Source organism: Klebsiella sp. CTHL.F3a (assembly GCF_019890895.1).
In the GTDB taxonomy this organism is placed as follows: Bacteria; Pseudomonadota; Gammaproteobacteria; order Enterobacterales; family Enterobacteriaceae; genus Klebsiella; species Klebsiella grimontii.
This window is the reverse complement of the sequence record NZ_CP082360.1, coordinates 3854698-3875718: the sequence shown is the minus strand read 5'-3', so window position 1 is coordinate 3875718 and position 21021 is coordinate 3854698. Positions and strand designations below refer to the sequence as shown.

The window sequence follows — 21021 nt, the reverse complement described above, 5'->3', positions numbered from 1 at the left end:
ATGGGGAGTGGATGGCATGAATGGCCGCTGATTATTTTCACGGTCTTTGGTCAGTGTGTAGTGGGCGGCTTTATTGTACTGGTTCTGGCGCTCATGAAAGGCGACTTATCGCGTGAACAGCAGCAGCGCGTGGTGGTGAGTATGTTTGGCCTGTGGGTGCTGATGGGCGTAGGCTTTATTGCCTCCACCCTGCATCTTGGGTCGCCAATGCGCGCGTTTAACTCGCTCAATCGAGTAGGGGCCTCGTCGCTCAGTAATGAAATCGCCAGCGGGGCGCTTTTCTTTGCTATCGGAGGTATTGGCTGGCTTCTGGCGGCGCTCAATAAGCTACCGGCGGGACTGCGTCATCTCTGGCTGGTTATTACCATGGTGCTGGGGGTTATCTTTGTCTGGATGATGGTCCGCGTCTATAACACTATTGATACGGTCCCCACCTGGTATACGGTCTGGACGCCGTTGAGTTTCTTCTTGACGATGTTTATCGGCGGTCCGCTGCTGGGGTATCTGCTGCTGCGCGTTGCGGACGTTACCGGATGGGCTATGCGCCTGTTGCCGGCGGTGACCCTGCTGGCGCTGGTGATTAGTGCGATCGTAGCGCTAATGCAGGGAAGCGAGCTAGCGACAATTCATAGCTCCATCCAGCAAGCTTCCGCGCTGGTGCCGGACTACGGCGCGCTAATGGCCTGGCGTCTGGTTGCGCTGGCGTTGGCGCTGGTCTGCTGGATCGCCCCGCAGCTCAAAGGCTATCAGCCCGCATTGCCGATGCTGGTGCTGGCTTTTGTGTTGATACTGGTTGGCGAGATGATCGGCCGCGGCGTCTTCTACGGCCTGCATATGACCGTAGGGATGGCAATCGCCAGCTAACGCCCTTTATCGCGCCAGAATAATGCTTTCTGGCGCGATAAAAAGTGCTGTCGATTCATGAAATATTTCTACCGATACTCCCACCTCATTTTCCTAATAAATTAATAAAAACAATGGAATAATATAAACAACTATTCTGTTGTCGATCCGCTGGATAAAAAACTTCTATCGTACGCCCGCAAACCGCGTCACGCCTGATTTCAGGTGGATTGACAATGTTTACAGCAGTGGCATGATGCGCACGAAATCTGAACTCCATCACGGTTTATATCCATGACCATCTACACCCGGCCAGTGCAAATGTTGCTCTGTGGCCTGCTTTTGTTGACCCTGGCGATAGCGGTTTTAAATACGCTCGTCCCGCTTTGGCTCGCCCATGAAAATATGCCGACCTGGCAGGTCGGAATGGTAGGGTCGTCCTACTTCACCGGTAATCTGGTGGGGACATTGCTCGCCGGATGGGTGATTAAGCGTCTGGGTTTTAATCGCAGCTATTATCTGGCATCCATTATTTTTGCCGTGGGCTGCGTTGGTCTCGGCATTACGCTTGGCTTCTGGAGCTGGTTCAGCTGGCGCTTTATTGCGGGCGTCGGCTGCGCGATGATTTGGGTGGTGGTGGAGAGCGCGCTGGTCTGTAGCGGCACTTCGCGGAGCCGCGGTCGCCTGCTGGCGGCGTATATGATGATTTATTACGTTGGCACGGTGCTGGGCCAGTTAATGGTCAGCAAACTGCCGACTGATTTGATGAGCGTCCTGCCGTGGGTGACGGCGCTGGCTCTGGCGGCCATTCTGCCGCTGCTGTTTGCTCGCGTGACGACTCAGGGCGATGAGCCGCACGAACCGGCGCGTATCTGGCCAATGTTAAGGCTGCGTCAGGCCCGTCACGGGGTCAATGGCTGCATTATTTCCGGTATCGTGCTCGGTTCGCTGTATGGCCTGATGCCGCTGTGGCTTAACCACCAGGGCGTCAGCGATTCCGGCATCGGCTTCTGGATGGCGGTGATGGTGAGCGCAGGCATCGTTGGGCAGTGGCCGATTGGTCGGCTCGCCGATCGCTACGGCCGCCTGCTGGTTCTGCGCGTTCAGGTGTTTGTGGTAATTCTCGGCTGTCTGGCGATGTTAAGCCAGGCCGCAATGGCTCCTGCGCTATTCGTGCTGGGCGCTTCCGGCTTCACGCTCTATCCGGTCGCTATGGCCTGGGCGTGCGAAAAAGTGGAGCGCCATCAGCTGGTGGCGATGAACCAGGCGCTGTTAATGAGCTATACCGTGGGCAGCCTGCTTGGGCCAACGCTGACCGCGATGCTGATGCAGAATTTCTCTGACAATCTGCTGTTTATCATGATAGCCAGCGTGTCCTTCATCTACCTGCTGACGCTGCTGCGTAAAGCGGGGCATCATCCTACGCCGGTGGCTCACGCCTGATTTTGGTCGAAAATAGCCAGGAGAGATGTCCCTGGCTATCGATTAATGCGAAGCGAGAAGCGCTTCAAACTGGGCCTGATTGTGGATCTCGGTGAATCGCCGTAGTCTCTCCCCCTCATCCAGCCAGCAGACTAACCGCTGGATAGTCTGGATATGCTGTTCGCTATCAGCCGCCGCCAGTACGACTATCAGCCGAATGCCGGGATGCTCCGGAAAATCAACGGCCTCGCGACAGCAAAGCAGCGAAAGCGCGCTGTTTCTGCTCAGCACTCCGGCTTCCGGACGCGCGTGCGGTAGCGCAAACCCCGGGCTCAATATATACCAGGGACCATCCTGCTCCGTGGCGCTGATAATAGCCCTGGCATAGCCTCCGGTGATTTTTCCCTGCTGCTCAAGCGGTCGACAGGCGAGCTGAACGGCGCTGCGCCAGTTCAGGCTGTCGCTGGAGAACTGACAGGCGGAAAATAGCGTCTCTTCCATATATATTCCCTTTACGCGCGAGCTGACCGGCTCGCCTGGTGGTTAGCGTAGAGCGGCAAATAACGCTTCTCCTGAGATGCCGTATTTCGCTTTTAGCTGCCTGCTATTACCCGACTCGGTAAATGTGTCCGGCGTTCCCAACCGAGTGAGGCGGGCCGGATGCGCCTTCTGCGCCAGGGTTTCCGCGATCAGTCCGCCGAGACCGCCGTTTACCGTGTGATTTTCAAGCGTAGCGATAAGCGGGCAGCCTTCAACCAGCTGATAAAATGCCTGCTCGTTAAAGGGCTTGAGGGTTGCAACGTGGATAAGCTTGCCCTTTTTGCCACTGGCAAGCAGCTTTTCATAGCCATCGGTAGCCTGCTCCAGCACCGTCCCTTCAAACAGAATCGCGAAATCGGCGCCGCTATCGGCGATGGCGGCGATATCGCTGACCCGCGGAACGACGCTTTTATCGCGAATCGGCATCGGCTCGCGCGCCACGCGAATATAAACGGGTCCCTTTATTTTGGCCGCTTGCTCAAAGGCTTCGGCGATTTCTTCCGCATCTGCCGGGGTCAGGACGGTTAACCCCGGAAGGATGCGGGTCAGCGCTAAATCCTCCAGCGCATGGTGTGAAGCGCCATCCGGGCCATCGTCCATACCGGGGTGGCTACCGACGAGTTTAATATTGGCTTTGGCATAGCACGCCTGCCGCAGCTGGGTCCAGGCGGTACCGGTTACGAACATGGCAAAGTTGACGTAGAAGGGCATAAAGCCCTCTAGTGCCTGGCCGACCGCGAAGCTCATGGCGGAACCTTCCGCAATGCCCATTTCGAAAAAGGCCTCAGGATAGACGGCCTGAAACTGGTCGGTACGGGTAGAGCTGGCTAAATCGCTGTCGATGACAACGACGGGATAGCCTTTTTCTTTAAGGTCAATCAGGGCATTACCGATCTCATCACGGGGCGCTTTCATCACTGTAACTCCTCCATTGCCTGCTGAAATTGTTCTTTACTCGGGGTTTTTGAGTGCCAGTCGCCGTTGTTTTCCATATAGCTGACGCCGGAACCTTTGGTGGTGCGCGCTACGATGGCGACAGGTTTACCTTTCAGGTGGCGGGATAGCATCAGGGTATCGGCAACCTGATGCATATCATTGCCGTTGTGCAGTTCCAGTACATGCCAGCCAAAGCTGCGGATTTTGTCCGCCAGCGGCTCAAGGTTAACGACTTCATTGACCGGATCGTGGGAAGAGAAGCCGTTGTAATCGATGATGGCGACCAGGTTATCCATTTTCATATGCCCGGCCTGCTGTAGCGTCTCCCAGATTTGGCCTTCATGCATTTCACCATCGCCCACGATGGCAAATACCCGGTGCGGATCGTTGCGCCGCCTTTTGGCGGCCGCCATACCAAAAGCAATCGACAGCCCCTGACCCAACAGTCCGGTTGTCGCATCGACTTCCGGCAGTGACTTAATGCTCGGGTGCCCCTGCAGGCGCGAGTTGATCTGCCGGAACGTAGAGAACTCGCTACGATCGATCTTCCCTTTTTGATACAGCATGGCGTACTGCGCGGCGACAGCGTGGCCTTTACTCATCACCACGCGCGAGCGGGGGGAGGCGGCCAGATCGACTTCCTGGTAATAGAGCCAGGTTAGAATGTCGATTATCGATAACGCCCCGCCCGGATGACCAATTCCGGACTCGTAAATCATGGTGACGATCTCGCGGCGGGCGGCAAGCGCGTGGGATTTCAGTTCATCAATGTTCATGTTCATTCCTTCTTAGGGCAGCATTTTACCGATGTAGTACACGACCAGACCCAGAGCGACGAAGTCGGTTTCCGGGAAGCTGGTGCCTGAAAGACCGACGGATTCCATAATCGGGTAAATCAGCGCCGGGCCGATGCCAATCAGGATCCCGGTGATGAAGCTCCCGGCAATCGCGCCTTTCCAGCCGCCGGAGGCATTGCCAAACACCGCTGCGGTCGCACCAATGAAGAAGTAGGGGATGGCTACCGGGATAATCACGGTCTGGCCAAGGATCGCCAGAAAGCCCATCACCACCAGCCCGCCGATAAACGAAGAGATAAACCCCAGCACCGTGGCGGTCGGGGCGTAGGGAAATACCACCGGACAATCGAGCGCGGGTTTGGCGTTAGGGATAAACTTTTCCGAGATGCCAAGGAAGGCCGGAACAATTTCTGACAGCAGCAGGCGTACGCCGGTAATAATGATGTACAGCGAGGCGGTAAAGGTCAGCGACTGAAAGAGCGGGTAAACCAGCCAGTGCATCCCGCCGGCCGCAGCGGTGACCGCGGCTTTCCCGGCGGCGAGCGCGGCGATGTAATAGAAAATGCTTACCGAGATCGACACCGAGACGATGTAGTCTTTAAAGATCCCCAGCCAGCCGGGGAGATTCAGCTTTTCGGTAGACTGTTTAGGGTCGCCGACTTTTGAGCCGATCCAGCCGGATGCGGCGTAGGCCAGGGTGACGTAATGCCCCATCGCGATCTCATCGTTACCGGTAATTTTTCGCATCCACGGCTGCGCAATAGCCGGATAGAGGCAGGCGGCGAGACCCAGCAGTATGGAGCCGACAATGATGGTCGTCATGTCGCTGTAGCCCAGCGCCTTCAGCGTTACGGTAAGCAGCGCGGAGAGATAAAGATTATGTTGCCCGGTAAGAAAGATGTATTTAAACGGCGTCACGCGGGCAAAAAACAGGTTCCAGCCAAAACCAATCACCATGATCAGCGACACGCACATGGCGAATTTGGTTTGCGCCAGTCCGGTTAGCGCTTCTGCCAGCGGCATGACGCCCTTCAGGCCAAATCCATCGCTGAATAAGGTCTGAAAGTTACCCAGGGAAGTGACCGCCAGACCGGCGCCGCCGGCAAAAACCAGAAAGCCGACGATGGTTTTGAAGGTGCCGGAAAGGACTTTTTCAATCGGCTTGCGTTGGATTAACAGGCCGATTAATGCAATAAAGCCAACTAAAAGTGGGGTTACGCCCAGAATGTCGAATACAATAAATCTGAGGAAATCCATATTGCCTCCGGGAGAGGTTAGTTGCTTTGAACGATGTCGGTGAGCGCAGACTCCATCTCTTCACTGTTCATCAGGTCGGTGATGCCGACCGCTCTGAATCCGGCGGCTTCGACTTCGTCGGTGAGATCGCGCATAGTGATGACAAAATCAATATCTCGCCAGGTGCGTAAGCCTGAGAGGACGTCATGTTCCAGCTCGATATCCCAGCCGTGTTTGTCGATGATTTTTTGGGCTTTGATTTTGAGCATTAAGGAGCTGCCCATACCGGTACGACAGACTATGAGACCTTTCATTCGATGTTCTCCTGTGTGTAAAAATAATTATTTTTATTTATTTGTGTGAGATAATAATTATTATCTTTACCGCAGGCCGAAAGATGTGATTGTGATTGCATTTTGAGCAAATAGGGCAAAAAATGAGCCATATAGACAATAACTTGTTGATTAGCATAAGAAATGGAGCTTCAGGGCTAAGCCCGATACTGGAGAAAGTGGGCCGTTTTATCACGGAAAATCCTGACTTTGTGATGCGTCACACGATTTCAGAACTGGCCGACTCCATTGATACCAGTGAGGGGAGCATCACCCGTTTTTGTCGGGCCTTTGGTTTTAAAGGTTTCTCGGATTTCAGAACGGCGCTGGCGATGGAGCAGGGCGCCGCGCGCTCGGAAGACAGCGCTAGCAACGAGAGCGAAGAGGTTGCGCCGGTGCTGGCGAGCATTCGCGACAGTAATGCTATTGTCGATAGCCAGGAGCTGAAAGCCGCGGCTGACTGGCTTAACTCCCTGAACAGCATTGCTATCTATGCCGTGGGCACGGCGGTGCCGGTGGCGTTATTCCTGCAGATGAATTTAATCAATATGGGTAAGGCGGCCAGCTTTATCGATCGCTCCTATCCGGCGGCGATGCCGCTGCTGGCTGACAGTCAAAAAACCGGCATCATCGTCGTTCACAGCGAACAGGCATCGGCGGATATGATGCAGGCCCTGTCGCTGGCAAAGCAGCAGGGCGTTAAAATTTTGTCGCTGACCCGCGGGACGTTTGCGCCGCTGGCCCGTTTATCTGACTGGAATCTTCAGGCGGCGGTGGCTTTACAGGGGGAAGGGGAGTCGGGGTTTGCGGAAATCGCCGGCGCAATGATGGTGGCCGACCGGATCCTCAGTGCGCTGGAAGAGCAGGATGAACGCTATGCGGAATACCGAAAAGCGCATCAGAAGCGCATTTTCTCGATTGAGAGCGTGGCGAATAAGCTGTCGGAATATTTTATGTCCTGACGCTGATTTTGTTGGGGAAACACCCGGTAGCGCAATCTCTACCGGGCGGGGATTTTAGTACATCACTTTATGACCGTACTGTTCCAGAATGCCCTTCACGCGTTCCATGGTCTCTTTCTTCGGCGGATGGACGCCGTCCAGCTTGTACTCTTCGCCCATGGCTACCCATTTGTGCTTGCCCAGCTCGTGGTACGGCAGCAGTTCGATTTTCTCGACGTTGCCCATGTCACGGGTAAACTCGCCCAGGCGATGTGCGGAATCGTCGTCGTCGGACCAGCCCGGAACCACAACGTAGCGGATCCAGACGTTGATGTTTTTGTTTGACAGATAGCGGGCAAACTCCAGCGTGCGATGATTAGAGACGCCGACCAGGTTCTGGTGAATCTCATCATTCATTTGCTTGAGATCGAGCATCACCAGGTCGGTGACCTCCAGCAGTTCATCAATAACCGGATCGTAGCGGCGCACAAAGCCGTTGGTATCGAGACAGGTATGAATACCTTCTTTCTTACAGGCGCGGAACCAGTCGCGAACAAATTCGGCCTGCAGGATAGCCTCGCCGCCGGATGCCGTCACGCCGCCGCCGGAAGCGTTCATAAAGTGGCGATAGGTCACCACCTCTTTCATCAGCTCTTCAACGGTAATCTCTTTGCCGCCGTGGGTATCCCAGGTATCGCGGTTGTGGCAATAGAGGCAGCGCATCAGGCAGCCCTGGAAGAAGGTGATAAAGCGAATCCCCGGGCCATCGACGGTGCCACAGGATTCAAAGGAGTGAATGCGACCAATTGTTGACATTGCGGTGATATCTCCGAATTTGGCCCATCCGGGGCCTATGTAGATGCACAGCTCAAAGGCTATGTCGAGTCTGTTTTGGCTGTTATCCATAAAGTATAGACAGCAGACAAAAGAGACTGGGGCAGGATGATATTGCTAAAAAGGCCCCACTTGCGTGGAGCCTTTATTGTACGCTTTTTACTGTACGATTTCAGTCAATACCATTACATGGTCTGAGTGAAGGTACGAGTAATAACGTCCTGCTGCTGTTCTTTAGTCAGGGAGTTAAAACGTACTGCGTAGCCGGATACGCGGATGGTCAGCTGCGGATATTTTTCCGGGTTTTCCATCGCGTCGAGCAGCATTTCGCGGTTCATAACGTTGACGTTCAGATGCTGACCGCCTTCGATGGACGCTTCGTGGTGGAAGTAACCATCCATCAGGCCGGCGAGGTTAGTTTTACGAACTTCGTCGTCTTTACCCAGCGCGTTCGGCACGATAGAGAAGGTGTAAGAAATACCATCTTTCGCGTAAGCAAACGGCAGTTTTGCAACGGAGGTCAGAGAGGCAACAGCGCCTTTCTGGTCACGGCCGTGCATCGGGTTAGCACCTGGTCCGAACGGAGCGCCAGCGCGACGGCCGTCAGGGGTGTTACCGGTTTTCTTACCATACACAACGTTAGAGGTGATGGTCAGAACGGACTGAGTCGGGATAGCGTTGCGGTAGGTGTGCAGTTTCTGAATTTTCTTCATGAAACGTTCAACCAGGTCAACGGCCATATCATCGACGCGAGAGTCGTTGTTACCAAACTGCGGGTATTCGCCTTCGATTTCGAAGTCGACAGCCAGACCGTTTTCGTCACGAATCGGTTTAACTTTCGCATATTTGATTGCAGACAGGGAGTCAGCCGCAACGGACAGACCTGCGATACCACATGCCATGGTGCGGATAACATCACGGTCGTGCAGCGCCATCAGGGAAGCTTCGTAGCTGTACTTGTCGTGCATGTAGTGGATGATGTTCAGCGCAGTGACGTACTGTTTAGCCAGCCAGTCCATGAAGTGATCCATGCGGTCCATCACTTCGTCGAAGTTCAGAACGTCGCCTTTGATCGGTTCAGATTTAGGACCAACCTGCATTTTCAGTTTTTCATCAACGCCGCCGTTGATTGCGTACAGCATGGTTTTCGCCAGGTTAGCACGCGCGCCGAAGAACTGCATTTGCTTACCAACAACCATCGGGCTTACGCAGCAAGCGATAGCGTAGTCATCGTTGTTGAAGTCAGGACGCATCAGGTCATCGTTCTCGTACTGCAGAGAAGAGGTATCGATGGACACTTTCGCGGCGTATTTTTTGAAGCTCAGCGGCAGTTTTTCAGACCACAGAATGGTGATGTTCGGCTCCGGAGACGGCCCCATGGTGTACAGGGTGTTCAGGAAACGGAAGCTGTTTTTGGTGACCAGAGTACGGCCGTCAACGCCCATACCGCCGATAGATTCTGTTGCCCAGATCGGGTCGCCAGAGAACAGTTCATCGTATTCAGGGGTACGCAGGAAACGAACCATACGCAGTTTCATGACCAGGTGGTCAATCATTTCCTGTGCGTCTTGCTCGGTGATTTTACCGGCTTTCAGGTCACGTTCGATGAAGATGTCCAGGAAGCTGGAGGTACGACCGAAGGACATTGCCGCGCCGTTCTGAGATTTTACGGCAGCCAGGTAACCGAAGTAGGTCCACTGGATAGCTTCCTGAGCGGTGGTAGCAGGACCAGAGATATCGCAGCCATATTTAGCCGCCATTTCTTTGATCTGACCCAGCGCGCGGTGCTGTTCAGAGATTTCTTCGCGCAGACGGATGGTTGCTTCCAGATCTTCGCCATTTTCCAGTTTCTCTTGCAGAGAAACGAACTGAGCGTATTTGTCTTTCATCAGGAAGTCGATACCGTACAGCGCAACGCGACGGTAGTCACCGATGATACGACCACGGCCATAGGCATCCGGCAGACCGGTCAGAACACCAGATTTACGGCAGTTCAGGATGTCTTTGGTGTAAACGTCAAACACGCCCTGGTTGTGAGTTTTACGGTATTCAGTGAAGATTTTCTTCAGCATCGGGTCCAGCTCGCGATCGTACGCTTTGCAGGAACCTTCTACCATTTTGATGCCGCCGAACGGGATAATCGCGCGTTTCAGCGGAGCTTCAGTCTGCAGACCAACGATTTTCTCGAGACCTTTCTCGATGTAGCCAGCGTCATGAGAAGTGATGGTGGATGCAAGGGAAGTATCAAAATCAACAGGCGCGTGAGTGCGGTTTTCCTGTTTAACGCCTTCCATTACGGTGTCCCACAGCTTGGTGGTCGCGTCAGTTGCGCCAGCCAGGAAGGACTCGTCACCTTCGTACGGGGTATAGTTTTTCTGGATGAAGTCGCGGACGTTGACTTCGTTCTGCCAGTCACCTTTCGCAAAACCTTCCCAGGCTGTGGCTAACTTTTCATTAAGCTCGGACATGTAACACCTACCTTCTTAAGTGGATTTTTTATTTACTGCCTGAAACAACCCTTAGTGATGGTCGTCGCCACGCAGGTAAATGACCCAGTATGTCAACCCAACCAGCAGACCACCGCCGATGATGTTCCCGATAGTTACCGGAATCAGGTTATCAGTGATGAAGTTCATGACGGTCAGGTGAGAGAAACTTTCCGGAGTTGAACCAACTGCGGTCCAGAATTCCGGGCTTGCAAAGTCGCGGATAACGATACCCAGCGGGATCATAAACATGTTCGCGATACTGTGCTCAAACCCGCTGGCAACAAACATTGCCACCGGTAAAACCATAATCATGGCTTTATCCATCAGGCTACGGCCGGAGTAGCTCATCCATACCGCAAGGCAGACCATCAGGTTTGCCAGGATACCCAGGCACACGGCTTCAACAAAAGTATGGTGCATTTTGTGGTCGGCGGTTTGCAGAACGTTAAGTCCCCATTGACCGTTGGCAGTCATATATTCGCCTGAAAGCCACATCAGCAATACAAACAGTAAGCAACCAATCAGGTTACCAACATAGACGTTGAGCCAGTTTTTCGCCAGTTGACCCCACGTGATTCTTCCGCTGGCTTTCGCGACAACGATAAGAACGGTTGAGGTAAACAGGTCGGCACCGCAAATAACGCAGAGAATCAAACCCAGTGAGAAGCAGATGCCTCCAATCAGTTTGGCAACCCCGAATGGCATCCCGGCCGTGCCGGTTGTCGCGGTAATATAGAAAACAAAAGCGATAGAGATGAAGACACCTGCGGTGATAGCCAGATAAAACGTCTTTATCGGATGTTTTGTCGCTTTATAGACACCTGCTTCTTCGGCGACTTTCGCCATGGCAGCAGGGAGTAAAAGATCAAAAGGGTTGTCAGCTTTCACACTAACTCTCTCTTTATGTAAGTTGGCGGTGAGATACTAACAAAGCATTATAGAAGGGAATTTGATGTAGATCATATCCTACCGGAACTATAGGCCTTTTTAGTGTGTGGATTTGCATATTTATTGAGTTAACTTTTTGTTTTTTAATGGAAAAATAAATTTTAAAATTTACAGATAATGTTGATTATTTTCATTTTGCCCCCGTTTTTCGGTTAATTAAAATGGGGTATTTTTATTAAAATTAACAATATTTGCGGTGGGATTTTATTATTTCTCACTACTAATTAACTTTATGGCTACAACTTGGCTTTGGGGTTGCGGAAAGCATAAAAAACGGGGGCCTTTACTGGCCCCCATCATAGGGTTATTGCGGCGGTAAAGTGCGCTTATTTACCCCAGAATGCTGCTTTTGCGCGCTGCAGCTTTTCGTAAGCTTTCAGCAGCGACTGATGAGCCGGGAACGCAAGCAGATCGCTGTCCACTGCCTGCAGGCCATAGAACGGCGCTTCTCCGCTCAGCGCGGCGCTGGCGGCTTCGACGGCATCGGCGCCGTACATGCGTACAAAAGCGTTCAGATACTGCAGCGGCTGACGCTCCTCTTCCTGGCTCAGCAGCAGCAGGGTTTGCAGGCAGCGGTAGTAATTGGCGCGCTCGGCGCTAAAGATGGAGGCGTTGAACTCCATCGTCCACTCGGTCCAGATCAACGCCTGCTCGAGATCGCCGCCCGCCAGCGCCAGCATTGCTTTCAGCTCGCCAATGCGCAGGGTATACCAGCCGTTGTCTTTACCGGTCGCCAGACCCAACAGTTCGCGCACGCGGGTGAAATCATCGAGGCCTTCATCGTCCATTTGTTCGATAAGCGCTAAATAATCCTCTTTTTCCCACTCGCTTTCCGGCAGGGAAAGAATCGTTTCCCGCAGAGGCGCGCCCATGCTGTTATTCGCCAGCCAGAGGTCTTCTGCCGGATAGATATCAGACATGCCCGGTACAATGATGCGGCAGGCGTAGACGCTCAGGTGTTCGTAATCAGCGATGTAAACTTCTTTATCTTCTTGTCTAAAGATAGCCATAAGAGTGGCGAACTCTTCATCCGTGGTCCCGGAGAAGTTCCAGTCCACGAACGGATAGTCGGCATCCTGTTTAAACATATCCCAGGAGATCAGGCCGCTGGAGTCGATAAAGTGCGTTTCAAGGTTCGCATGTTCGGCGACTTCTTCATCATCGAAGGTTGGCGGCGTGAAGACGTCGAGATCTTTCAGGCTGCGGCCCTGTAGTAGTTCGGTAACGGTACGCTCCAGCGCCACGCCGAAATCGGGATGCGCGCCGAAAGAGGCGAAACAGGTGCCGTTAGCCGGGTTAAAAAGCACGACGCAGATAACCGGATATTTGCCGCCGAGCGAACCGTCATAAGCGAAAATCGGGAAGCCTTCGGCCTCCAGCTTATTGATCGATTCTACTACGCCCGGATAGCGCGCCATCACTTCCGCAGGGATCTCCGGCAGGCTGATGCTCTCGGCGATAATGCGGTTCTTAATATGGCGTTCAAACACTTCCGAAAGCCCCTGAACGCGGGCTTCGTTGCGGGTGTTGCCCGCGGACATCCCGTTAGAAACGTACAGGTTGCCGACAATATTCATCGGAATATAGACCGTTTCACCATCAGACTGACGGGTGAACGGCAGGCCGCAGACGCCGCGCTCGTCATTACCAGACTGTAGATCGACCAGCATACTGGCGGTTAACTGCTCATCAGGATCATAGAACGCGCGCAGGCGAGCATCCAGCAGGCCTTCCGGCACTTCATCATCGTCGGTTAACGGGAACCATTTTTCATTAGGGTAATGGACGAAAGGGCCGTTCGCGATGGTCTCGCCCAGCCAGAAATCGGCAAAGAAATAGTTAGTTGAGAGGCGCTCAAAGTACTCACCGAGCGCGGAGGCCAGCGCGGCTTTTTTGGTGGCGCCTTTACCGTTGGTGAAGCACAGGGCGCACTCTTTATCGCGGATATGCACTGACCAGACGTGCGGTACCGGGTTGAGCCATGAGGCCTCTTCAATATCAAATCCGAGGTCGAGCAACTTCTGCTGGAAGCGAGCGATGGAATCTTCCAGGGCGGCATCTTTGCCGGGTATAAATGTTTGAGTCATGGCAGTCACTTTTATCGTACGTAAAGCGCGCAATGATACGGGTTTTAGATGACGGGTGCTATCTCCATCGTCTGGCTATGCTTATGTCACTCAATAACTGTTCAGGCGTTAATCATGAAGACATTTGACTGGCATCGTATGGCACTGGATAAAGTGCCCGTGGAATTTTTGGCCGAGGTGGCATTACGGAGCCTCTACACCTTCGTACTGGTATTTATTTTTCTCAAGATAACCGGGCGGCGGGGCGTTCGTCAGATGTCTCTGTTCGAAGTCCTCATCATTTTGACTCTCGGTTCGGCCGCGGGCGACGTCGCATTTTACGATGACGTCCCTATGCTGCCGGTACTGGCGGTTTTTATCACGCTGGCGCTGTTGTATCGATTGATTATGTGGCTGATGGGGCATAGCGAAAAACTGGAGGATCTGCTTGAAGGTAAGCCGATTATTGTTGTGGAAAACGGCGAGCTGGCCTGGGAGAAACTGCAGGCGGAAAACATGACCGAATTTGAATTTTTTATGGAACTAAGAACCAGCGGGGTTGAGCAACTGGGGCAGGTGCGGCTGGCTATTCTGGAAACCAACGGCCAGATCAGCCTCTATTTCTATGAGGATGATGATGTTAAAGCCGGACTCTCCATTCTTCCTTCTCGCTTTACCGAGCGTTTTACCACTATACCCCGGGACGACGAGTATGCCTGCGTCCGCTGCAGCGCAATCCTTACGCTACGAGCCGGGGATAAACAATTATGCCCTCGCTGCGCAAATGCAGAATGGTCGAAGGTCAGCCGGGCAAAAAGAGTCACCTGACAGCAATTATGTCGGTTTTATGACGTCAAGCTGGCAGATTCTTTTGTGTGAGCGAGACCGCATTTCCCTGACGCTCAGTTTTAGCCATTGCGGTGTGTGTCACTGAATGATAAAACCGATAGCCACAGGAATAACTTATGCCCGCGACGGTTCGCGGGTAAATAACATAGCAAGTGGTGAGGGGAAATGGCTCAGGTCTATAACTTCAGTTCAGGCCCGGCAATGCTGCCGGCGGAAGTACTCAAACTGGCACAAAAGGAACTGTGCGACTGGAACGGTTTGGGGACGTCGGTGATGGAAATCAGCCACCGTGGTAAAGAGTTCATTAAGGTGGCTGAAGAAGCGGAACAGGATTTTCGCTCCCTGCTCAATATTCCTTCCAATTATAAAGTTTTATTCTGCCACGGCGGCGGTCGCGGACAGTTTGCTGGTATCCCGCTGAACCTGCTTGGCGATAAAACCGTTGCCGACTACGTCGATGCCGGCTACTGGGCGGCCAGCGCGGTAAAAGAAGCGCATAAATACTGCACGCCGAACGTGATCGACGCCAAAATCACCGTTGACGGCCTGCGCGCGGTTAAGCCGATGAGCGAGTGGCAACTGACCCCGGGCGCTGCCTACCTGCACTACTGCCCGAACGAAACCATTGACGGTATTGCCATTGAAGAAGCGCCAAACTTTGGCGACGATGTGGTCGTCACGGCGGATTTGTCATCGACGATTTTATCTCGTGAAATTGACGTTAGCCGCTATGGCGTGATCTACGCGGGCGCGCAGAAAAACATCGGTCCTGCAGGACTGACGCTGATTATTGTGCGCGAAGATCTGCTCGGTAAAGCCAGTGTAGCCTGTCCATCGATTCTGGATTACTCCATTCTCTCCGCCAATGACTCCATGTTTAACACGCCGCCGACATTTGCCTGGTACCTGTCAGGTCTGGTGTTTAAGTGGCTGAAAGAGCAGGGCGGGGTTGCCGTTATGGATAAAATCAACCAGCAGAAAGCCGACCTGCTCTACAGCACCATCGATAACAGCGGTTTCTATCGCAACGATGTCGCTGCGGCGAACCGCTCGCGCATGAACGTGCCGTTCCAACTGGCGGACAGCGCGCTTGATAAACTGTTCCTCGAAGAGTCATTTGCCGCCGGTCTGCATGCGCTGAAGGGCCACCGCGTCGTGGGCGGCATGCGTGCTTCCATCTATAACGCTATGCCGTTGGCGGGCGTGAAGGCGCTGACCGACTTTATGCAGGACTTCGAACGCCGTCACGGTTGATCGCTGTCGTGTTTTTCATCCCCGCAGCCGCTCTGCGGGGTTTTTATTCTGTTTGTTTGAGAGTTGAGTTTAATGGAATCCCTGACGTTACAACCCATCGCACGCGTAGATGGCACGATTAACCTGCCCGGGTCCAAGAGTGTCTCTAATCGTGCCTTGCTGCTGGCGGCTTTGGCCCGTGGCACTACGGTGCTGACCAACCTGCTGGATAGCGACGATGTACGCCACATGCTGAATGCCCTGAGCGCACTGGGAGTTCATTATACCCTGTCTTCCGATCGTACCCGCTGTGAAGTCATCGGCAACGGTGGCCCTCTGCAGGCGGCTGAAGCATTAGAACTGTTCCTCGGTAATGCCGGAACGGCGATGCGTCCGCTGGCGGCTGCGTTATGTTTAGGCCGTAACGATATTGTGCTGACCGGCGAGCCGCGAATGAAAGAGCGGCCGATTGGCCACCTGGTTGACGCGCTGCGTCAGGGCGGGGCGCAGATTGATTACCTGGAGCAGGAAAACTACCCGCCGCTGCGTCTGCGTGGCGGTTTCAGCGGCGGCCAGGTTGAAGTGGACGGCAGCGTATCCAGCCAGTTTCTGACCGCGCTCCTGATGACCGCCCCACTGGCGCCTCAGGATACCGTCATCGCGATTAAAGGCGATCTGGTTTCCAAACCCTATATCGATATCACGCTGCATCTGATGAAAACCTTTGGCGTTGAGGTTGAAAACCAGTCTTACCAGCGCTTTATCGTGCGTGGCAATCAACACTACCGCTCGCCGGGCGACTACCTGGTTGAAGGCGATGCCTCCTCGGCATCCTACTTCCTCGCCGCTGGCGCGATCAAAGGCGGTACGGTGAAGGTCACCGGTATTGGCCGTAACAGCGTACAGGGCGATATCCGTTTTGCCGATGTGCTGGAAAAAATGGGCGCAACCGTCACCTGGGGCGATGACTACATTGCCTGCACTCATGGTGAACTGAACGCCATCGATATGGATATGAACCATATTCCGGATGCGGCGATGACGATCGCCACGGCAGCCCTGTTTGCAAAAGGCACCACGACTCTACGCAACATCTATAACTGGCGTGTCAAAGAGACTGACCGTCTGTTTGCTATGGCCACGGAGCTACGTAAAGTGGGAGCAGAGGTTGAAGAGGGGGAGGATTACATCCGCATTACTCCACCTGCGAAGCTTCAGTTTGCTGAGATCGGCACCTATAACGACCATCGTATGGCAATGTGCTTCTCGCTAGTGGCGCTTTCCGATACGCCAGTCACCATCCTTGACCCGAAGTGTACGGCGAAAACGTTTCCGGACTACTTCGAGCAGCTGGCGCGAATCAGTACGCTGGCCTGAGTAACGCGCGTTTAAGGTAAAAACGCCGACCATCGTGTCGGCGTTTTTTATGCCTGCTTGTCGGGCGGGAATCTAAATGCTAGCCTTGGCTGCTTGTAAATGCAGGATTTATAAGCATTTATTATGGTAATCAATGGATGATTGATATGAAAAATACAAAATTAATGCTGGCTTTAGCGGTTTCCGCCACGTTGTTGGCAGGTTGTAAAAATATGCAGGGGATGGACGCCAACGCCCTCGTAAGTTCAGGGATGACGGCCTATAAAGCGGCAACGCTTTCTGACGCTGAAGTCAAAACGCTTTCCGACGATGCCTGTAAGCAAATGGATAGCGAAAATAAAAAGGCCGGCGCTTCAAGTAAGTACACCAAACGCCTGAATAAAATTGCCAAAGCGTTAGGAAATAATATCAATGGAACCCCGGTAAACTATAAGGTTTACATGACATCAGACGTCAACGCCTGGGCAATGGCCAACGGCTGCGTTCGCGTCTATAGCGGCCTGATGGACATGATGACCGATAATGAAGTTGAAGCGGTTCTGGGCCATGAGCTGGGCCACGTAGCGCTGGGACATTCGCGCAAAGCGATGCAAACCGCGTATGCGACTATTGCCGCGCGCGATGCAATTTCATCTACCAGCGAAGCGGCTGCAAGCTTGTCTAAATCGCAGCTGGGCGATATCGCTGAGGGGATGGTTAACTCTGCCTTCTCCCGCTCTCAAGAGTCGGATGCTGATGATTTCTCCTACGATCTGCTGAAAAAGCGCAACATCAGCACTCAGGGGCTGGTGGGAAGCTTCGACAAACTGGCCAGCCTTGACGCCGGCCACAGTAAATCTCTGTTCGATTCACACCCGCCTTCAGCTGAACGCGCGCAGCATATCCGTGACCGTATCGCTGAAGATAAAAAGTAAAACTGCGTTATCTTCCGGGCTGATACTCCATCAGCCCGCTATAATTGCACAATTCTTCCGCATTAGATTTCCACTTATCCGTAATTTAAAAGCAATACTCACTTTCCGTCGTAGAGATGCGTATAATGCGCGGCGTTTATATATTTATGCGCCTTGCTGAAGGAGAAAAAGATGACGGCAACAGTTCCGGTAATCACCATTGATGGGCCTGGCGGTGCGGGCAAAGGCACGTTATGCAAGGCAATGGCAGAAACGCTGGGCTGGCATCTGCTCGATTCTGGGGCGATTTATCGCGTGCTTGCTCTCGCTGCGCTGCATCACCATGTTGATGTGGAATCCGAAGAGGCGCTGGTGCCGCTGGCTGCGCACCTGGATGTTCGTTTTGTCTCCACTGACGGCAGCCTGGAAGTGGTGCTGGAGGGAGAGGACGTCAGCGCTGAAATTCGCACGCAGGATGTTGCCAACACGGCATCTAAAGTGGCTGCCTTTCCGCGCGTGCGTGAAGCGTTGCTGCGTCGTCAGCGGGCCTTCCGCGAATTGCCTGGCCTGATCGCCGACGGGCGCGATATGGGAACTGTCGTATTCCCTGATGCGCCAGTGAAAATTTTCCTTGACGCCTCCGCGGAGGAACGTGCTCATCGCCGCATGCTCCAGTTGCAGGAGAAGGGCTTTAGTGTTAACTTTGATCGCCTTTTATCCGAGATAAAAGAGCGCGACGATCGCGACCGCAATCGTACAGTCGCGCCCCTGATCCCGGCTGTCGATGCTTTAGTTCTTGATTCAACAGAACTAAACATTGAGCAAGTGATTGAAAAAGCGCTACACTATGCGCGCGAAAAACTGGCTTCCGCTTAATCGTCTTATCGATAAAGCACAACAGCCTCCGAATTATAGCAGTACCCCCGCAGCAATGGAGTGTTAGCGGGTATGTTAAACAACCCCATCCGGCATGGAGCCAGGTGGACGTTAAATATGAAACCTGAAGATTAAACATGACTGAATCTTTTGCTCAACTATTTGAAGAATCCTTAAAAACAATCGAAACCCGTCCGGGTTCCATCGTTCGTGGTGTTGTTGTTGCTATCGACAAAGACGTAGTACTGGTTGACGCCGGTCTGAAATCTGAGTCTGCCATTCCGGCAGAGCAGTTCAAAAACGCCCAGGGCGAGCTGGAAATCCAGGTTGGTGACGAAGTTGACGTTGCTCTGGATGCAGTAGAAGACGGCTTCGGTGAAACCCTGCTGTCCCGTGAGAAAGCTAAACGTCACGAAGCTTGGATCACGCTGGAAAAAGCTTACGAAGACGCTGAAACTGTAGTCGGTATTATCAACGGCAAAGTTAAAGGTGGCTTCACTGTTGAGCTGAATGGTATTCGTGCGTTCCTGCCGGGCTCCCTGGTAGACGTTCGTCCGGTGCGCGATACGCTGCACCTGGAAGGCAAAGAGCTTGAATTCAAAGTCATCAAGCTGGACCAGAAACGTAACAACGTTGTTGTTTCTCGTCGTGCCGTTATCGAATCCGAAAACAGCGCAGAGCGCGATCAGCTGCTGGAAAACCTGCAGGAAGGCATGGAAGTTAAAGGTATCGTTAAGAACCTCACTGACTACGGTGCATTCGTTGATCTGGGCGGCGTTGACGGCCTGCTGCACATTACCGATATGGCATGGAAACGCGTTAAGCATCCGAGCGAAATCGTAAACGTTGGCGATGAAATCACTGTTAAAGTGCTGAAGTTCGACCGCGAACGTACTCGTGTATCTCTGGGCCTGAAACAGCTGGGCGAAGATCCGTGGGTAGCTATCGCTAAACGTTATCCGGAAGGTACCAAGCTGACCGGTCGCGTGACCAACCTGACCGACTACGGCTGCTTCGTTGAAATCGAAGAAGGCGTTGAAGGCCTGGTTCACGTTTCCGAAATGGACTGGACCAACAAAAACATCCACCCGTCCAAAGTTGTTAACGTTGGCGATGTAGTGGAAGTTATGGTTCTGGATATCGACGAAGAACGTCGTCGTATCTCTCTGGGCCTGAAGCAGTGCAAAAACAACCCATGGCAGCAGTTCGCGGAAACCCACAACAAGGGCGACCGTGTTGAAGGTAAAATCAAGTCTATCACTGACTTCGGTATCTTCATCGGCCTGGACGGCGGCATCGATGGCCTGGTTCACCTGTCTGACATCTCCTGGAACGTTGCAGGCGAAGAAGCAGTTCGTGAATACAAAAAAGGCGACGAAATCGCAGCAGTTGTTCTGCAGGTTGACGCAGAGCGTGAGCGTATCTCTCTGGGCGTTAAACAGCTCGCAGAAGATCCGTTCAACAACTGGGTTGCACTGAACAAGAAAGGCGCAATCGTAAACGGTAAAGTTACTGCAGTTGACGCTAAAGGCGCAACCGTAGAGCTGGCTGACGGCGTTGAAGGTTACCTGCGCGCTTCTGAAGCTTCCCGTGACCGCGTTGAAGATGCAACTCTGGTTCTGAGCGTTGGCGACGACGTTGAAGCTAAATTCACCGGCGTTGATCGTAAAAACCGCGCAATCAGCCTGTCTGTTCGTGCGAAAGACGAAGCTGATGAGAAAGATGCAATCGCAACTGTTAACAAACAGGAAGATGCAAACTTCTCTAACAACGCAATGGCTGAAGCTTTCAAAGCAGCTAAAGGCGAGTAATCTCAGTCTTTCGGGTTACAACAACCTGAATTATGACGAGTTTACTTGACAGATTGCGGGATTCGTCCTGTAATCAAGCACAAAGGGCGGCTACGGCCGCCCTTGTTTAAGCTGTTAGCTAATTTTGCCTTGAAGGAAACCGGAGGAATAATGACCAAGTCAGAATTGATAGAAAGACTTGCCAGCCAGCAATCTCACATTCCTGCGAAAGCAGTGGAAGATGCTGTTAAAGAAATGCTGGAGCATATGGCCTCAACGCTTGCTCAAGGCGAGCGTATTGAAATCCGCGGTTTCGGCAGCTTCTCTCTGCATTATCGAGCACCTCGCACCGGGCGTAACCCAAAGACTGGCGATAAAGTGGAACTGGAAGGTAAATACGTTCCCCACTTTAAGCCGGGCAAAGAATTACGTGACCGCGCCAATATTTACGAAGAGTAAGTTTCGCCGATTGGCGACAACCTACTTAAACGTTAAAAAAGCACCTTCGGGTGCTTTTTTTATGCCTTTAAATCTCTCTTTGAAGCTACCTCGCAAAACGCAGGTCCTTTTGCACCAGAAAAGTAAATTCTCTGGATAGCGCGATGCAGTTTCTCGCCGT

At 53.0% G+C, this 21021-nt stretch carries 19 protein-coding genes; 10 read left to right on the top strand and 9 right to left on the bottom strand.

What is annotated here, in order from left to right; translation table 11 throughout:
• Complete coding sequence (locus K7H21_RS18195; RefSeq protein WP_223035270.1) at nucleotides 1-864, top strand: dimethyl sulfoxide reductase anchor subunit family protein; 864 nt, start codon at nucleotides 1-3, stop codon at nucleotides 862-864.
• Nucleotides 865-1137: 273 nt separating this feature from the next.
• Nucleotides 1138-2286: an MFS transporter gene (locus tag K7H21_RS18190; RefSeq protein WP_049113364.1), complete on the top strand. Its 1149-nt coding sequence runs from the start codon at nucleotides 1138-1140 to the stop codon at nucleotides 2284-2286.
• 42 nt (nucleotides 2287-2328) lie between these two features.
• Here the strand turns inward: K7H21_RS18190 and K7H21_RS18185 are convergent, their stop codons facing one another.
• The 5 genes from K7H21_RS18185 to K7H21_RS18165 are packed head-to-tail and all read right to left on the bottom strand — an operon-like array spanning nucleotide 2329 to nucleotide 6088.
• The gene (locus K7H21_RS18185) at nucleotides 2329-2766 is read right to left on the bottom strand and encodes a PTS sugar transporter subunit IIA (RefSeq protein ID WP_004130923.1); all 438 of its coding nucleotides are present in this window, start codon (nucleotides 2764-2766) and stop codon (nucleotides 2329-2331) included.
• Nucleotides 2767-2808: 42 nt separating this feature from the next.
• On the bottom strand, nucleotides 2809-3720 hold the full coding sequence (locus tag K7H21_RS18180; protein ID WP_195729533.1) for a transketolase family protein: 912 nt from the start codon (nucleotides 3718-3720) through the stop codon (nucleotides 2809-2811).
• A complete protein-coding gene (locus tag K7H21_RS18175; RefSeq protein WP_154902250.1) occupies nucleotides 3720-4517 on the bottom strand; it encodes a transketolase in 798 nt (265 codons plus the stop codon). The genes K7H21_RS18180 and K7H21_RS18175 overlap by 1 nt, the downstream gene beginning before the upstream one ends.
• A 12-nt stretch (nucleotides 4518-4529) precedes the next feature.
• Nucleotides 4530-5795 (bottom strand): PTS ascorbate transporter subunit IIC, encoded by a 1266-nt coding sequence (locus tag K7H21_RS18170; RefSeq protein WP_004130928.1) that lies wholly within the window; start codon nucleotides 5793-5795, stop codon nucleotides 4530-4532.
• A 17-nt stretch (nucleotides 5796-5812) separates the two neighbouring features.
• The gene (locus tag K7H21_RS18165) at nucleotides 5813-6088 is read right to left on the bottom strand and encodes a PTS sugar transporter subunit IIB (protein ID WP_004100672.1); all 276 of its coding nucleotides are present in this window, start codon (nucleotides 6086-6088) and stop codon (nucleotides 5813-5815) included.
• A 122-nt stretch (nucleotides 6089-6210) separates the two neighbouring features.
• Between K7H21_RS18165 and K7H21_RS18160 the strand changes: the two genes are divergently transcribed.
• Nucleotides 6211-7068, top strand: a complete 858-nt coding sequence (locus tag K7H21_RS18160) for a MurR/RpiR family transcriptional regulator (RefSeq protein WP_004130930.1) — start codon at nucleotides 6211-6213, stop codon at nucleotides 7066-7068.
• 54 nt (nucleotides 7069-7122) lie between these two features.
• Here the strand turns inward: K7H21_RS18160 and pflA are convergent, their stop codons facing one another.
• The 4 genes from pflA to ycaO form a co-directional block, all read right to left on the bottom strand.
• Complete coding sequence (gene pflA, locus K7H21_RS18155; RefSeq protein WP_004871674.1) at nucleotides 7123-7863, bottom strand: pyruvate formate lyase 1-activating protein; 741 nt, start codon at nucleotides 7861-7863, stop codon at nucleotides 7123-7125.
• 203 nt (nucleotides 7864-8066) lie between these two features.
• Complete coding sequence (gene pflB, locus K7H21_RS18150; RefSeq protein ID WP_004130933.1) at nucleotides 8067-10349, bottom strand: formate C-acetyltransferase; 2283 nt, start codon at nucleotides 10347-10349, stop codon at nucleotides 8067-8069.
• Between the two features lie 51 nt (nucleotides 10350-10400).
• Nucleotides 10401-11258: a formate transporter FocA gene (gene focA / locus K7H21_RS18145; RefSeq protein ID WP_004849465.1), complete on the bottom strand. Its 858-nt coding sequence runs from the start codon at nucleotides 11256-11258 to the stop codon at nucleotides 10401-10403.
• Between the two features lie 386 nt (nucleotides 11259-11644).
• The gene (ycaO, locus tag K7H21_RS18140) at nucleotides 11645-13405 is read right to left on the bottom strand and encodes a 30S ribosomal protein S12 methylthiotransferase accessory factor YcaO (protein WP_049113072.1); all 1761 of its coding nucleotides are present in this window, start codon (nucleotides 13403-13405) and stop codon (nucleotides 11645-11647) included.
• 114 nt (nucleotides 13406-13519) lie between these two features.
• Between ycaO and K7H21_RS18135 the strand changes: the two genes are divergently transcribed.
• From K7H21_RS18135 to ihfB, 7 genes are all read left to right on the top strand, one after another.
• Nucleotides 13520-14212, top strand: coding sequence for a DUF421 domain-containing protein (locus tag K7H21_RS18135; protein ID WP_004130939.1), 693 nt, complete (start codon nucleotides 13520-13522; stop codon nucleotides 14210-14212).
• A gap of 186 nt (nucleotides 14213-14398) precedes the next feature.
• Nucleotides 14399-15487, top strand: coding sequence for a 3-phosphoserine/phosphohydroxythreonine transaminase (gene serC, locus K7H21_RS18130; RefSeq protein WP_004130941.1), 1089 nt, complete (start codon nucleotides 14399-14401; stop codon nucleotides 15485-15487).
• A 72-nt stretch (nucleotides 15488-15559) separates the two neighbouring features.
• A complete protein-coding gene (gene aroA / locus K7H21_RS18125) occupies nucleotides 15560-16843 on the top strand; it encodes a 3-phosphoshikimate 1-carboxyvinyltransferase (protein WP_004130942.1) in 1284 nt (427 codons plus the stop codon).
• A gap of 146 nt (nucleotides 16844-16989) precedes the next feature.
• Nucleotides 16990-17757: a metalloprotease LoiP gene (gene loiP, locus K7H21_RS18120; protein WP_004130944.1), complete on the top strand. Its 768-nt coding sequence runs from the start codon at nucleotides 16990-16992 to the stop codon at nucleotides 17755-17757.
• A 171-nt stretch (nucleotides 17758-17928) separates the two neighbouring features.
• The gene (cmk, locus tag K7H21_RS18115) at nucleotides 17929-18612 is read left to right on the top strand and encodes a (d)CMP kinase (protein WP_004130946.1); all 684 of its coding nucleotides are present in this window, start codon (nucleotides 17929-17931) and stop codon (nucleotides 18610-18612) included.
• Nucleotides 18613-18749: 137 nt separating this feature from the next.
• A complete protein-coding gene (rpsA, locus tag K7H21_RS18110; RefSeq protein ID WP_004100702.1) occupies nucleotides 18750-20423 on the top strand; it encodes a 30S ribosomal protein S1 in 1674 nt (557 codons plus the stop codon).
• Between the two features lie 150 nt (nucleotides 20424-20573).
• Nucleotides 20574-20861: an integration host factor subunit beta gene (gene ihfB / locus K7H21_RS18105; RefSeq protein WP_004100704.1), complete on the top strand. Its 288-nt coding sequence runs from the start codon at nucleotides 20574-20576 to the stop codon at nucleotides 20859-20861.
• The last annotated feature ends 160 nt before the right edge of the window (nucleotides 20862-21021 follow it).

Coding starts and splice junctions, on each gene's coding strand:
- loiP (WP_004130944.1), top strand. CDS start 16,990: ATGAAAAATACAAAATTAATGCTGGCTTTAGCGGTTTCCGCCACGTTG.
- K7H21_RS18160 (WP_004130930.1), top strand. CDS start 6,211: ATGAGCCATATAGACAATAACTTGTTGATTAGCATAAGAAATGGAGCT.
- K7H21_RS18165 (WP_004100672.1), bottom strand. CDS start 6,088: ATGAAAGGTCTCATAGTCTGTCGTACCGGTATGGGCAGCTCCTTAATG.
- ycaO (WP_049113072.1), bottom strand. CDS start 13,405: ATGACTCAAACATTTATACCCGGCAAAGATGCCGCCCTGGAAGATTCC.
- K7H21_RS18180 (WP_195729533.1), bottom strand. CDS start 3,720: ATGAAAGCGCCCCGTGATGAGATCGGTAATGCCCTGATTGACCTTAAA.
- K7H21_RS18175 (WP_154902250.1), bottom strand. CDS start 4,517: ATGAACATTGATGAACTGAAATCCCACGCGCTTGCCGCCCGCCGCGAG.
- rpsA (WP_004100702.1), top strand. CDS start 18,750: ATGACTGAATCTTTTGCTCAACTATTTGAAGAATCCTTAAAAACAATC.
- K7H21_RS18195 (WP_223035270.1), top strand. CDS start 1: ATGGGGAGTGGATGGCATGAATGGCCGCTGATTATTTTCACGGTCTTT.
- pflA (WP_004871674.1), bottom strand. CDS start 7,863: ATGTCAACAATTGGTCGCATTCACTCCTTTGAATCCTGTGGCACCGTC.
- K7H21_RS18190 (WP_049113364.1), top strand. CDS start 1,138: ATGACCATCTACACCCGGCCAGTGCAAATGTTGCTCTGTGGCCTGCTT.
- cmk (WP_004130946.1), top strand. CDS start 17,929: ATGACGGCAACAGTTCCGGTAATCACCATTGATGGGCCTGGCGGTGCG.
- pflB (WP_004130933.1), bottom strand. CDS start 10,349: ATGTCCGAGCTTAATGAAAAGTTAGCCACAGCCTGGGAAGGTTTTGCG.
- serC (WP_004130941.1), top strand. CDS start 14,399: ATGGCTCAGGTCTATAACTTCAGTTCAGGCCCGGCAATGCTGCCGGCG.
- aroA (WP_004130942.1), top strand. CDS start 15,560: ATGGAATCCCTGACGTTACAACCCATCGCACGCGTAGATGGCACGATT.
- K7H21_RS18170 (WP_004130928.1), bottom strand. CDS start 5,795: ATGGATTTCCTCAGATTTATTGTATTCGACATTCTGGGCGTAACCCCA.
- ihfB (WP_004100704.1), top strand. CDS start 20,574: ATGACCAAGTCAGAATTGATAGAAAGACTTGCCAGCCAGCAATCTCAC.
- K7H21_RS18135 (WP_004130939.1), top strand. CDS start 13,520: ATGAAGACATTTGACTGGCATCGTATGGCACTGGATAAAGTGCCCGTG.
- K7H21_RS18185 (WP_004130923.1), bottom strand. CDS start 2,766: ATGGAAGAGACGCTATTTTCCGCCTGTCAGTTCTCCAGCGACAGCCTG.